We start from the raw sequence: 13,231 nt of genomic DNA, 5'->3' as shown, positions 1-13,231 counted from the left end.
TTTCTTTGGTGGGTGCCCCATGTGCAAGGCTCATGGGGTATCAGATATAAGAATGTGCTAATTTATTCTTTGACAGAATTAGCCCCTATGATAATTTTACTGAACCGGACAGCCGGATCTGTTTAATCTTATCTATAGGTCCGACTATGCCCAGTAACGCTATCCATCAGCAAAGCACCGACAACCTGGGCAAGAGTTGGAGCGGTGTTTCCATATTTTCTCTCCTCTTAATCGCACAACCTGTTCGTTGTCAGGCCAATAGTGAAACCTGCAGTGCTATTGGCGAGGGTTTGGCGTTTCTCCTCTACGCGATGTGAGCCGGCGTCTGTCGGCGATTCAATATAAACAGTTTCTATCTGCTGTCGGCTGACGTGCTTGCCCTGAGCTTGGCACGCCCGTACTTCCGTTTTTTTTGTGGCGAAGACTTTGGCTTCGTGTAGGAAAACCGGGTGCGTGGAATAAAAGAGGCACGAACTGAAACGTTTGAACTCAACGCAATCACAGACTGATTGATCATCGTGGATGACGCTCGGTATATCGTCGATGAGTCGCCACTAGTGTCTTTGTATTTCGTTATATCTGGAACCTGCCAATGATACGTTTTGATGCTGTCCGCAAATTCCATAAAGGCAGAACCACTCCGGCCGTGAGTCACCTTGACCTGGAGATCGAACAGGGTGAAATCTGTGTGTTTGTCGGCCCAAGTGGTTGCGGTAAAACGACCATCTTGCGAATGATCAACCGGTTGGATGCTCAAGATGATGGCCGGATCAGCATAAACGGGACCGTTACGGACGACATTGATGTCGTTGCCTTGCGCCGTGGCATTGGTTTCATGATGCAGAACGCTGCGTTGTTTCCTCACCAGACGGTGGCCGCCAATATCGGCACGGTGCCGCGGTTGTTGAAGTGGGATGCCGCGACCATTCAACAACGGGTGAGCGAACTGATTTCATTGGTCGGCCTACAACCGGAGATTTTGCAGCGTTATCCCAATCAGCTTTCCGGCGGTCAGCAAAGTCGCGTCGCGCTCGCCAGGGCGTTGGCGTCAGACCCACCGGTCATCCTCATGGACGAACCATTCGCCGCGCTTGATCCGGTTATCCGCGAACGCTTGCAGGACGAATTGATCGCACTGCAAAGACGCTTGCGCAAGACCATCATTCTCGTCACGCACGACATGGAGGAGGCCATCAAACTGGGTGACCGGATAGCGGTATTCGAGGAGGAGGGGAAGCTGGTTCAGTTTGATACGCCGAAAAACATCCTGGCACATCCAAAAAACGCCTTTGTGCAGCGTTTTGTCGGCAACGACCCGTCATTAAAAAGGCTGGCGCTGATGAAAGTGGGCGAACTGCAAGCCCTTGGCGACGTGGCCGACACTGAAAATGTCTCGATCGTACTGAGTGAGGATGAGCCTGCTGGCGCTGAACTCAAACTGTTGCTCAATGAGAATTCCGAGCCTCTGACCTGGGTCAGTGGCTCACCTATGGCGGCCCCCGAACTTACCCTGGTGTCGAGCAACGATACCCTGCATCACGCCTTGCTTAAAATGCTCAAGACACCGAATGGCGTCATTGTCCGAGTCGACGAGCAAGGTAAGTATGTCGGTTGCCTCTCGACCCGCAACCTTTACCAGGCACTGAATCATAGCCGTATCGGGAGCCCCCGATGATTGACGGAGCATGGATTGAGGATAACTGGCAGTCGATCACCGGCCTGTTGATCGATCATGTCCAGCTGGTTGCATTGTCGATGTTGATAGGCGCTTTAGTGGCCTGCCTGATGGTCCTGATCACACAATGGCGTCCTGCACTGGCACGGCCTCTTGTTTATATCAGCGGGGTCCTGTTTACCATCCCGTCCTTGGCCTTGTTCATCTTGCTGATCCCCCTGACGGGGTTGTCCAAAGCCACGTCGGTCATTGGCCTCAGCCTGTATTCATTGCTGATCATGTTGCAGAACATCCTGGCCGGACTCGCCAGCAATCCCACCGATGTATTGGAAGAGGCGCGAGCGTTAGGTTACACGCGCTTGCAAGTTTTTCTTACCGTCGAAATACCACTGGCAATGCCATCGATCCTGGCCGGGCTGCGTACGACGGCAGTGACCTTGGTCGGACTGGTCACGGTGACCGCGATCATAGGGCAGGGTGGCCTGGGTCAGTTACTGGTCACCGGGCTGACACTGAGTTTCCCGACCCCGGTCATTATCAGCCTGCTACTGACCGTGGTGTTGGCGTTGTCTCTGGACATCGCGTTCTATGCAATCGAAAAATCTCTAGTTCCCTGGGTGCGCTAATGGACGTGTTTCAATCACTCTACGGCTGGTTTGTTCGCGCCGATCACTGGCGGGGTGACGATGGCATACTGACGAGGCTGGCGGAGCACCTCGGTTATGTCTCCTTGAGTATCGTCATCGCCAGTTTGATCGCACTTCCGCTGGGTATCCTGATCGCCAATTATCGTCAGGGCGCGCAACTGGCCATCGGGATCTTCAATATAGGCCGCGCATTGCCGTCACTGGGCGTGGTGATACTTGCCATCATGCTCATCGGCTATGACCCGGCCACGGTCATCCTGGCATTGGTGGTCATGAGCATACCGCCCATATTGACCAATACCATTGTTGGTATCAGCCAGGTCGACTCGTCCCTGAAAAACGCGGCGGCGGCGATGGGCATGCGGCGCTGGCAGACGTTTATCCAGTTAGAACTGCCCCTGGCGTTTGCGCTGATTCTCGCAGGGTTTCGAACAGCACTGGTGCAGTTGATCGCCACGGCAACCATTGCCGCTTATGCCGGATTCGGCGGGTTGGGGCGGTTCCTGATTGACGGGCTCGGTCGCAATGACATCCCGCAGATCATGGCGGGGGCTGTTCTGGTTTCCGCACTGGCCATCGCCAGTGAATGGGCATGTTCCAACATCGAAAGGCGAATGGTTAAAACCATCAGACCAGGACAGCACAGCATGAACATCAACTAACCCTCAGCGTTTTGCAATAACCCTCAATACGCTTTATCAATCAGGAACCCCAAAGATGATGACTCTCAAGAATCGTTATTCGCATTCGCTTGCCCATAATTCGGTATCGCTGGTACTTGGCATCGGTCTGTTTGCCGCCAGCGCTGCGGCCAGCGCGACAACAGTCACGGTGGGCGGCGCCAACTTTTCCGAGCAATCCATTCTCGCCAATATCTATGCCTCTGCGCTGCGCAAGGACGGGTTCGACGTGCAAACCCGGCTTAACCTGGGTAATCGCCAGATCATTTCCAAAGCACTGGAAAACGGCGATGTGGACGTCGTTCCTGAATACCTGGGATCACTGCTGAGTTTCTACGATGACAAGACCACCGCGACCACTGAGACGGCGATCGTCGAGGCGTTGCATCAGAAGCTGCCGCAAGACCTGCAACTGCTCGAACCTTCGACGGCGGGTTCTACCACCGCGTGGGCGGTCACCAGGAAGACCGCGGACAAATATGGCCTTGCCACACTGTCCGACCTGGCACCGGTCTCGGCCAAACTGACCCTGGGTGGGCCGCCGGAAGTGACTACGGCGGCGCTGGGGTTGCCAGGGTTGAAGGCTGTTTACGGCATTGATTTCAAAACCGTGAAATCCCTCGACATGGGCGGGCCACTGTCGCGCCTGGCACTCAACTCCGGCGCCATCGACGTGGCAACAGTAGTGTCCACGCAGGGCATATTGGCCAAGGAAGATTGGGTTGTGCTGCAGGATGACCGCCATCAACAACCGCTGCAGAACATCACGCCGTTAATCCGCAAGTCGGTACTGACGCCAGAGATTTCCAAGGCGCTCAACAGCCTATCGGCCCAACTCAACAGCGATGAACTCAAAAAGTTGAATCTCCAGGTCGATATCGATCACAAAGACCCGGCGAAAGTAGCAGAACAATGGGTTGCCGAGCATGTCGTCGCGCATTAACCGAGTGCGTAAACCCTACTGAATATTAAGCCTGTAGCCGATCATGAGCCTACCATGCCCAAGAAAAGTATGATTCTTAACTTGTTCTTCTTTAATCCGCAGGGCGACTATCGTTTTTCCTGGCGCCACCCGGAGGCGCCGACCATGGAAATATTCTCGCTGCCTTATTACGTAAAGCTGGTGCAGCAGGCCGAGGCCGCACAGTTTGATGCCGTGTTCGTTGCCGACCATGTCGCGGTCTGGGATTCGGTGGACAGTGGCTTGAAACACTATGCCAATCCACGCTTGGAGCCCATTACATTGCTATCGGCATTGGCAGCCGTCACCCATTCGATCGGCCTGATGGCGACGGCTTCCACGTCCTATAACGATCCGTTCAATATATCGCGCTATTTTGCTTCGCTGGATCATCTCAGTGGCGGGCGGGCCAGTTGGAATGTCGTGACGTCCTGGCTGGAGGAGGAGGCTGCCAATTTTGGGGGAGGCGGCGTACCCAAACACGGTGATCGTTATCAGCGGGCCCATGAGTTCATTGCCGTGGTCAAACGGCTTTGGGACTCGTGGGAAGAGGGCGCACTGCTGTTCAACAAGTCCACCGGCGACTTTGCGGATGTCGCCAAAGTCCACGCCATTCATCACCAAGGTGAGCATTTCACGGTGCGTGGCCCGTTGAATGTGCCTCGTTCCCCTCAAGGCCATCCGATACTGGCCCAAGCCGGCTCATCCGAAGCGGGCAGAAACCTGGCGGCGGCCCACGCGGACGTACATTTCTGTTTTATCAATTCCGTGGACGAAGGGCTGACCTATAGAGCTGACCTCAACCGTCGGCTTGCCTTGCATGGCCGCGCCCCAGGTGACCTGAAAATTATCGCCGGGGTCCTGCCCGTGGTGCTTGAAAATGAGACCGAGGCCGAGCGACGTCAGCAATTGGTGGACAGCCTGGTCATCGATGCGATGGCCATCGATCTCGTCTCGAGTTACACCCGCCTGAACCTGAATGGGTTGTCTCCTGACGAGCCGTTACCGCCATTGCCAGATGAGTCGGAGTTCGACGGTATCCGCACGGAACTGGCGATTATCAAGAAATATGATCCCTCGATGTCTATCCGCGATATTGGCCGACAGTTGGTCAAGAGCTCCAGCACCTGGTTGGTGATTGGGACGGCCGAGCAGGTTGCGGCGCAACTTTCCGAGCTGTATGAAGCCAATGCGGTGGATGGCTACAACCTGATGTTCCCGTTCTTGCCCACGGATTTCGAGCGCTTTACGGCCAGCGTCGTGCCGTTGCTGCAGCAGCGCGGTGTGTTTCGCCAAGCCTATGAGCCCGGCACCTTGAGGGACAGGTTGGGTTTGAAGACGCCAAGCAACAGCTTCGCCGTGGAGTGCGGTGGTTTGTAAATCCTACTAACCAGGAGTTTGAGGCCGAAGGCGTTGACGTCTTGCGCCAACGCCTCATCAAATCACAGCATGCGGCGCAGGACGTCGCGTTGAGGATCCTGGTCGTAAAACCGGTGCTTGAGGGCGCCTGCGAGATGCAACAGGATCAGCCCGAGCAGGGTATAGGCGAGTACTTTGTGCAGCCATTGGAAGACGACGAACCAATCGTCATTTTTCGCCAGGAGCTCCGGGAGGTTGACCCCGAAAAAGAAAACCCCGTCGCTCATCGTGTAGGTGCTCGACATCGAGTAACCCATCAACGGCACGACCACGAGCAGCGCATACATGGCCCGCTGCGCAAGTCTTGATAAAAACCGCTCATACCTCTCCAGTGTTTCCAGCGGCTGCGGAAGCCCGGGGGTCCGCAAACGCAGGGCGATCTGAGTCAGGACCACCAGGAACGCCAGCACCCCAAAGGATTTGTGCCATGGGTAATAGAGCTCGTACTTGCTCGCCACTTCGTCATTCAGACCGGTCATATGCCAGCCTGCCCAGAGGAGGCCTGCGATGAGCGCGGCGCGCACCCAGTGCAACATTCGCAGGGACGTCGGATACCGATCGGTTGTCTGTTGATCTGTCGGGTTCATCGTAGTCTCTCCATTGATTATCAAAGGCATCAGGGACGCGCTTTTGAACGTCCACCCTCTACGACACAAGGCTTGGAGGGTGGTTCGGTCAGGTCTGGGATTGTTCTCAGGTGGGCAGCAGCACAGTGATCACCTTCTCCTCGGTGTAGGCCATCGCGCCGCCAAACCCGCCTTCACGTCCAATGCCGCTGGTCTTGACTCCGCCCCAGGGCAGGTTGGCGTCCAGCGGGCTCCAGCAGTTGACGCCCACGGCACCGGCCTTCATCGCAGCGGCGACACGGTGCGCTCGCACCAGGTCGGTTGTCCAGACCGTGGCCGCCAGGCCGTATTTGGAGTCGTTGGCCAGTGCGACAGCCTCATCTTCGCTGTCGAAAGGAATCACCGCGCCGACGGGGCCGAAGATCTCGTCCCGGGCGATCGCCATGTCGTTGTTGGCGTTGGCGAAGATAGTCGGCCGGACAAACCAGCCCCGCTCAGGCGTCGGTTCACCGCCGGCCAGCAGGGAGGCGCCTTGTTCGATGCCCAGTTGGATGTAACGGTTGACGCGATCGAATTGCGCTTTCTTGGCCACCGGTCCCATCTGTACGCCGGACTCCCGAGGGTCGCCCACCGCGACTGCGCGCGCGGCATCGGCAAGCGCCGCGGCGAAGCGATCGGCGATGCCACGTTGTACCAGGATGCGCGAGCCAGCTGCACAGACCTGCCCCTGGTTGACGAACAGGCCGAGCGCGCAGCCGCGCAGCGCGTCGTCGAAGGGGGCATCGTCGAAGACAATCTGTGGACTCTTCCCGCCCAGTTCCAGTGCCACGCGCTTGAAAAGCACCCCGGCGGTGCGCTGGATCTCGCGTCCAGCCTCGGGGCTGCCGGTGAAGCTGATCTTGGCGACGTGCGGGTGTTCGCACAAGGCGCGACCCACCTCGTTGCCGTAGCCGGTGACCACGTTGATCACACCGTCGGGGAAGCCCGCTTCCTGAGCCAGCGCCGCCAGGTGCAGGGCAGACTGCGGCGTCTCTTCCGAAGGCTTGATGACCACGGTGCAGCCTGCTGCCAGCAAAGCGGCAAGCTTCCAGACGGTGATCATCAGCGGCGAGTTCCAGGGAACGATCGCACCGACCACGCCCACCGGCTCCCGAACCGTGTACGAGAGCGTCTTGGTACCGAAGTAGCCGCCGGTGGGAATGGTCCGCCCCTCGAGCTGGTTGGCCCAGCCGGCGGCGGCGCGCAGGTTGGCGACCGCATTGGGTACGTCCATCCGGCGCGGTTCGACCGGTGAGCGACCGATGGCGTTGGCGTCCAGATCAGCCAGCAGCTCGGTGTCGCGTTCTACCAGGTCAGCCAGTTTCAACAGCAGTCGACCGCGCTGGGCGCCGTCAAGCTGGCTCCAGGCGCCATGCTCGAGTTGGCGGTGCGCGGCCCCCACCGCACGGTCAACGTCCTCAGCCGTACCGCGCGCGGAGCTGCCGTACACCTGTTCTGTCACGGGGTTGACGAGGGCTATGCGACGACCGTCGGAGGCTTCGAAGGAGGCGCCTTCGATGAAGTGATTCAAGTGCTCAGTCATTTTGGGGTCCATGAGGCATGTGGAGTGGTCGGGTATGCACACGTCAAGCCTCGAGGGAGGCCAGGGCGTCGCCGAAGATGTCCAGCGCCTTGAAGAACAGCGAGCGCGAGATCGTCAGCGAGGGCATGACCCGCATCACGTTGCTGTAGCGACCGCAGGGAATCATCAGCACGCCGTGGTTCAGCAGGTAGCCCATGAGCTGGCCGATCTTGTGGGGCTCCAGGGGCGCCTTGCTGGTCGGGTCTTCGATCAGCTCGATACCGATCATCAGGCCGCGACCGCGTACTTCACCGACGAACGGGCTGTTGAAACCACGGATACGTTCCTGCGCCTCCAGCCCCAGCGTGTGAGCGCGGTTGAGCAGATCGAGCTCCGGGTCCTGCAGGATGCTGATGTTGGTCAGCGCCACTGCCGCGGACAACGAGTTGGCGGCGAAGGTATTGGGCATCGATCCGTCAGGAATCGCGGCCGCCAGGTCCGAACGCATGATCAGGCCCGCCATCGGCAGGTCGCTGCCGATACCCTTGCCGAAGGTGAGCATGTCTGGCTTTACGCCCGAGTGCTCGACCGCCCACATCTTGCCGGTACGCCCTGCACCGGACTGCACTTCATCGACGATCAGCAGCGTGCCGCTGCGGTCGCAAGCCTTGCGCAACAACTGGAGGAACTCCGGAGAGGGGGGCACGTAGCCGCCTTCGCCCTGCACCGGTTCCACGATCACAGCGGCCACGTCATCGGCGGCGGTGTAGGGGGTGTTCAACAGGTAGTCCACGTACTCGCCGGCGATCTGCTCGGCGCTTTTGTGAGTGGTGTCGAAGGGGAAACGGTAGGCGTAAGGGTAGGGGGCGTGAATGACGCCACCCATCTGGGCACCGTAACCCTTGCGGTAGGCCGTGCCTGTCGTCAGGGAACCCGAGGCGTTCCACACGCCGTGGTAGCCACCATGGAAGGCGATGATCTGGTGCCGCCCGGTGATGCGCTTGGCGAACTTGATGGCCGCTTCCAGCGCATCACTGCCGCTTTGCGTGAAGAAGGTGATGCAGTCGCCACGCAAGCCGTCGGGCGCGATCTCGGAGAGCTTGGCTGCCAGTTCGGTGCGCCGGGTGCTGTTGACCTCCAGGGCATGCATCAGCACTTCGGACTGTTCGCGGATCGCTTGCACCACCTTCGGGTGGCAGCGGCCTACGCTACTGACGCCCACGCCGGCGGACAGGTCGATGTAGGTGTTGCCATCGGGGTCCTTGAAGGTCGCGCCGAAGGCACGGTCCATGGCCACCGGCATGCGCCCGCCGCCGCGCGCCATCGACTCGGTACGCGCCGACAACGCCAGGGCCTCGCGGGTCATGGGGCCGGGAAGTGCGCTGGAGGTAATCCGCGGGGCATCGGCGAAGTGGAGGGATTCAAGTTTGGCTTCAGTCATGATGGTCTCTCTGGGATGTCGGCTTAAGTGCGCCGATCATCTCCGTGGCGTGTCCGTGGCCGGTAGCCCGAATTGGCACATGGATGGACCGCCCTGAGCGCACCTTCCAGAGAATTGACAGTTCCACAGGAAATTCTGCAGGATTTCTCCCATGTGGTGCGAATATCGCATGGGAAGGCAATCTGAAAACAAGAATACTGGCAGAGGCTTTCGACATCATGAGAAACCAGAAGATCAGCCATTTTCGAGACGTCCATGTCCATGCGGCCACCGTCCAGGAGTGGAGCCAGGACTACAGTCAGTTAACCGCAGGCTCGGCCGAGAGTTCGCTCATGCAACTGTCGACTGCGGGTTGCCACGTCTTTCGCGAGCAGATCAACCAGCGTGTCGTGCAGCACGGTGTGGCACCCCGAGGCAAGATGTGCTTTGCCGTGCCGATCACCGTCCCGGGTTCGATTCGGATGCAGGGGCGGGAGGTGGACGACAGCAGCCTGTTCTTTCTTCACGGTGGCGAGGAGTTCATGTTCCATATGCCGATGGGCATGGAGTTGCTGTCCATCACCTTCGAACGTGAATTGTTCGAGCAGGCGTTGGCGCAAACGGCATCGGCAAAGGAGGTCAGCCTGTTGCTGCGTCAGCCGGTGATCCGGGTTTCCACGCAGCGCTTCGCCGATGCGCGTCGCCGATTGCTGGCGATGTTCTCCCAGGCCCTGGAGCATGAAGAACTCGACAGCGCACGAGATCGGGAACGGGAGCTGGCGCTGGAACAGGCCATGCTCGGCGAGTTGCTGCAACTCATGACCGATCCGGCCTGCGACAAGCAACAACGTAGCGCAAGCTCCACGCGCAGCTTCATTGTCGAGAAATGCCACCGTCTGGCGACCGCGGAGATGATCAACGCACCCAGCGTGATCGAGTTGTGCCAGCGACTCCAGGTGAGTCGGCGTACCTTGCAGAACAGTTTTCGCTCAGTTGCCGAGACGACGCCGCTGAACTACTTGCGCTCCGTGAGGCTCAACGGTGTACGCCGGACCTTGATGTCCACCCGCGCGTCGCATCTCTCGATCGGCGATGCCGCTGCCCAATGGGGCTTCTATCACCTCAGCCATTTTGCGGCAGAGTACCAGGAGCTGTTCGCGGAGTTGCCGTCCCATACCGCCCGCGCCGCCATCACCGATTGCGCTCGCGCCTGAACACCCGCCCCAAAAGAACGCAACGGTCACCCGTCAGCTCAACCCCGGAAATGGCCAACCCGTCGTTGCGGGTGGTTCGCCATGGCTGCGAGTGGCCTTGACGGGTTTGCGGCGAGGTCTCGGATGTTACCGATTTGGGATAACGGGGCGTCCAGGGGCAGGCATAGGATCGAATCCAGCGTGCGACCAGAACAATCAGCTATTCGGTGACAGTGAGCGGTTCACTGCACCGATCCTACCGCGACTGCCTCATACAATAAGGTCAAGAACATGAGCGTATCTATCCCGATCAACAGCTCGACGGAGTTGAAGCGTGGTGCCCTGGGTGTCGGTTTCATCATCTTCTTCGTGGTTTCGGCGGCGAGCCCGTTAAGTGTCATCGCCGGTGGTTTTCCCATTGGCATCATGCTGGGCAATGGCGCCGGCACACCGGCGTTGCTGATCCTGGCTTTGCTGGTGTTGCTGGCGTTTTCGGTGGGCTATACCGCCATGTCCCGACACCTGACCAATGCCGGCGGCTTTTATGCGTTCACCTCCCGTGGTCTGGGTGGCCTGGCCGGCGGCGCGGCCGGGGTGTTGGCGATGTTCGCCTATAACATTCTTCAGGTCGGGCTGTATGGCATGTTCGGCGGGGTCGTCAGCGGCACCATGGCAAGCATGTTCGGCCTGGTGTTGCCATGGTGGTCCTACTCGCTGATGGCGATGGCGAGCGTTGCGATTCTGGGGTATCGCAAGATAGACCTGTCGGCGCGGGTACTGTCGGTGGTGGTGATTGCCGAGTACCTGGCGATCCTGATCCTGGATTTTTCCATCCTCAGATCCGGCGGTGACAGCGGCATCAACCTTGATGCGTTCGACCGCAGCCATGTGTTCAGCGGCACACCGTCAATCGGTTTGCTGTTCTGCTTCGCGGCGTTTATCGGCTTCGAGGCCACGACTATTTACGGCGAAGAGGCCAAGAACCCGCAACGTACCATCCCGATTGCCACCTACTGCTCGGTGTTGCTGATCGGTGGTTTCTACGCGCTGTCGGTGTGGTCGATGGTGGTGGGTGTAGGGGCGGATAAAATCGTGCCCACGCTGCAGGCCTTGCAGGACCCGACGACCTTTATTTATGGCATGTCCGACCACTTTGTCGGCCCGTATCTGACTCAGATTATCCGGGTGCTGTTCATGGTGAGTATCTATGCCGGCCTGCTGGCGTTTCATAACGCCGCGGCGCGTTACTTCTATGCCATTGGGCGTGACGGCCTGTTGCCGCGCCAGCTGGGTACTACCCATCGCATCCACCAGAGTCCCCATATGGGGTCGGCGTTGCAGAGCCTTATCTCTGCCGTGGTCGTGCTGGTGTTCGCCGCCATGGATGCCGATCCGATCCTGCAGCTGTTTGCCTGGCTGTCCAACTTGGCCACGCTTTGCGTGATTTTGCTGATGGCGCTCACTTCCGCAGCGGTGTTCGTGTTTTTCCGGAGCCACCCCGAGCTCAAGCTCGGGATCTGGCGTGGGCGGATTTTCCCCGGTTTCTCTTGCATTGCCCTGTTGGCAGTCCTGGTACTCGCGGTGGTGCATTTCGATGTACTGACGGGCGCCAGCATGGCCTTGTCATACAGCCTCTGCGCTATCGTTCCCGCAGCCCTGCTGGGTGGTGTGTTCCTGGCGGCTCGACTTCGCAAGGCGTCGCCGGAACGGTACCTGGCATTGGGCAGCCACAAGCTTTAAGGCAGTACTCATTTTAAAAGCGCACCAGGAGGAGCTTGAGTCATGCGGTATCCATCATGTCGTCCGGTTTTCGGTAGCACGCTTGTGCGCACATTGGTGCTCTGCGCCATGAGTCCGGCCCAGGCCTATGAGTTGTACAGTGATGAGAACCGTCACCTCAACGCAGACATGACGGCTGTGTTCGGCCTGTTCAACAGTCGCAAGAACTACGATGGCACACCCGGGGGGTCTACCTGGCGCGAAGGTTTCATCAAGTACGGATTGAGTGGCGACCAGGCCTTGGCAGGCAATGGAACCGCGTATGGGGCATTCGCCCTGGTCAGTTCCGCCACCTGGGGCGACGGCGACCCGGCCGGCAATACCCTGGGTACCGAGCGCACAACGAAGACAGAAGACGCCTACCTGGGCTGGCGCTCCGGCAACCTGTTTCCAGCGTTGGGCAAGGACGGTGTCGATATTTCCGGCGGGCGCCAGGTGGTCAAATTGGGCCGAGGGTTCCTGATCAACGATGACGGACCGAACCTTGGCAAGGGGCCGGCCAATGGCACCATGAACCGTGGTGGGGCCTATTACCTGGCTGCACGGCATGCGTTCGACCAAACCGCCTTTTTGCGCCTGGGCGGCCAGGATGGCCTGCACGGCAGCCTGCTGTGGCTCAAGTCCGACAACCGCGCCCAGGCTGAAACCGAACTGGCCGCCGGCACGCTGGATTACACCACCCAGCCGGGCACGCTGGGGTTGACCTGGATACACGGCATCGATGTGAACGATCGATGGGCCAGTGACTTTCAACGCCAGCGCAAAGGCATGAACGTCTACAGTGTGCGCGGTGAAGGGAATGCTGGCATCAGGAACGTCAGCCTGGCGTTCGAATACGCCTGGCAGGACAAGGGCACCGGGCCGGAGAAAGCCTGGTACGGCGAAGCGGGCTACACCTTCGCCGATACCGTCTGGACGCCCAAGGTGACCTATCGCTATACCCGCTATTCACAGAAGTGGGATTCGCTGTTCACCGGCTTGAGCACGGGCTACGGCACCTGGCTACAGGGCGAAGTCGCGGGCAACTTCGCCGGACCGTTCAACAGCAACACCCGCATTCAGCACGTCGGACTGAAGGCAGTCCCGCTGGAAAACCTGACCCTGGGCGCGTTGTACTTCGATTTCGACACGGTGCGCAAAAGCAATGCGCTGAACCTCAATGCCCGCGAGCTGGATGTCTATGCCGAGTGGGCAGTCAACCCGCACTTGATCATGACCCCGCTGATTGGCCTCTACAAACCCAAGCAGGACTCAACCACGGGCGGCAATCAAGTCGGCGGCAATGGTACCAACCTGTACAGCCAATTGACGGTGGCTGTTCCGTTCTGAC

General features: G+C 59.1%; 11 protein-coding genes. 8 read left to right on the top strand and 3 right to left on the bottom strand.

What is annotated here, in order from left to right; translation table 11 throughout:
- The first annotated feature begins 592 nt into the window (after positions 1-592).
- From NUH87_RS02755 to NUH87_RS02735, 5 genes are read left to right on the top strand one after another with little or no spacing between them, the layout of a single operon-like run.
- Complete coding sequence (locus tag NUH87_RS02755; protein ID WP_338524612.1) at positions 593-1,675, top strand: ABC transporter ATP-binding protein; 1,083 nt, start codon at positions 593-595, stop codon at positions 1,673-1,675.
- Entirely contained in the window at positions 1,672-2,301 is a 630-nt protein-coding gene (locus NUH87_RS02750; protein WP_338524611.1) for an ABC transporter permease, read from the top strand. The genes NUH87_RS02755 and NUH87_RS02750 overlap by 4 nt, the downstream gene beginning before the upstream one ends.
- Complete coding sequence (locus NUH87_RS02745; RefSeq protein ID WP_338524610.1) at positions 2,301-2,984, top strand: ABC transporter permease; 684 nt, start codon at positions 2,301-2,303, stop codon at positions 2,982-2,984. Before NUH87_RS02750 ends, NUH87_RS02745 begins: the two co-directional genes overlap by 1 nt.
- 55 nt (positions 2,985-3,039) lie before the next feature.
- Positions 3,040-3,945: an ABC transporter substrate-binding protein gene (locus tag NUH87_RS02740; RefSeq protein WP_338524609.1), complete on the top strand. Its 906-nt coding sequence runs from the start codon at positions 3,040-3,042 to the stop codon at positions 3,943-3,945.
- 54 nt (positions 3,946-3,999) lie between these two features.
- Positions 4,000-5,343 carry an NtaA/DmoA family FMN-dependent monooxygenase gene (locus NUH87_RS02735; protein WP_338524608.1) on the top strand — a complete coding sequence of 448 codons (1,344 nt, stop codon included), beginning with the start codon at positions 4,000-4,002 and terminating at the stop codon, positions 5,341-5,343.
- A 62-nt stretch (positions 5,344-5,405) separates the two neighbouring features.
- Here the strand turns inward: NUH87_RS02735 and NUH87_RS02730 are convergent, their stop codons facing one another.
- From NUH87_RS02730 to NUH87_RS02720, 3 genes are all read right to left on the bottom strand, one after another.
- The gene (locus tag NUH87_RS02730) at positions 5,406-5,969 is read right to left on the bottom strand and encodes a cytochrome b (protein WP_338524607.1); all 564 of its coding nucleotides are present in this window, start codon (positions 5,967-5,969) and stop codon (positions 5,406-5,408) included.
- 106 nt (positions 5,970-6,075) lie between these two features.
- Positions 6,076-7,530 (bottom strand): aldehyde dehydrogenase family protein, encoded by a 1,455-nt coding sequence (locus tag NUH87_RS02725; RefSeq protein ID WP_338524606.1) that lies wholly within the window; start codon positions 7,528-7,530, stop codon positions 6,076-6,078.
- Positions 7,531-7,573: 43 nt separating this feature from the next.
- The gene (locus tag NUH87_RS02720; protein WP_338524605.1) at positions 7,574-8,950 is read right to left on the bottom strand and encodes an aspartate aminotransferase family protein; all 1,377 of its coding nucleotides are present in this window, start codon (positions 8,948-8,950) and stop codon (positions 7,574-7,576) included.
- 218 nt (positions 8,951-9,168) lie between these two features.
- Here NUH87_RS02720 and NUH87_RS02715 point away from each other — a divergent pair, with 218 nt between their 5' ends.
- The 3 genes from NUH87_RS02715 to NUH87_RS02705 all read left to right on the top strand — a co-directional run bounded on the left by NUH87_RS02715 (position 9,169) and on the right by NUH87_RS02705 (position 13,230).
- On the top strand, positions 9,169-10,143 hold the full coding sequence (locus tag NUH87_RS02715; protein ID WP_338524604.1) for a helix-turn-helix domain-containing protein: 975 nt from the start codon (positions 9,169-9,171) through the stop codon (positions 10,141-10,143).
- Positions 10,144-10,413: 270 nt separating this feature from the next.
- Positions 10,414-11,862 (top strand): APC family permease, encoded by a 1,449-nt coding sequence (locus tag NUH87_RS02710; RefSeq protein ID WP_338524603.1) that lies wholly within the window; start codon positions 10,414-10,416, stop codon positions 11,860-11,862.
- 42 nt (positions 11,863-11,904) lie between these two features.
- On the top strand, positions 11,905-13,230 hold the full coding sequence (locus NUH87_RS02705) for a hypothetical protein (RefSeq protein ID WP_338524602.1): 1,326 nt from the start codon (positions 11,905-11,907) through the stop codon (positions 13,228-13,230).
- Position 13,231 lies beyond the last annotated feature (1 nt).

The sequence above is a fragment of the Pseudomonas batumici genome, assembly GCF_036585405.1.
In the GTDB taxonomy this organism is placed as follows: Bacteria; Pseudomonadota; Gammaproteobacteria; order Pseudomonadales; family Pseudomonadaceae; genus Aquipseudomonas; species Aquipseudomonas batumici.
Note: the sequence above shows the minus strand (reverse complement) of the source record. Positions and strands in the feature narration are given on the sequence as shown.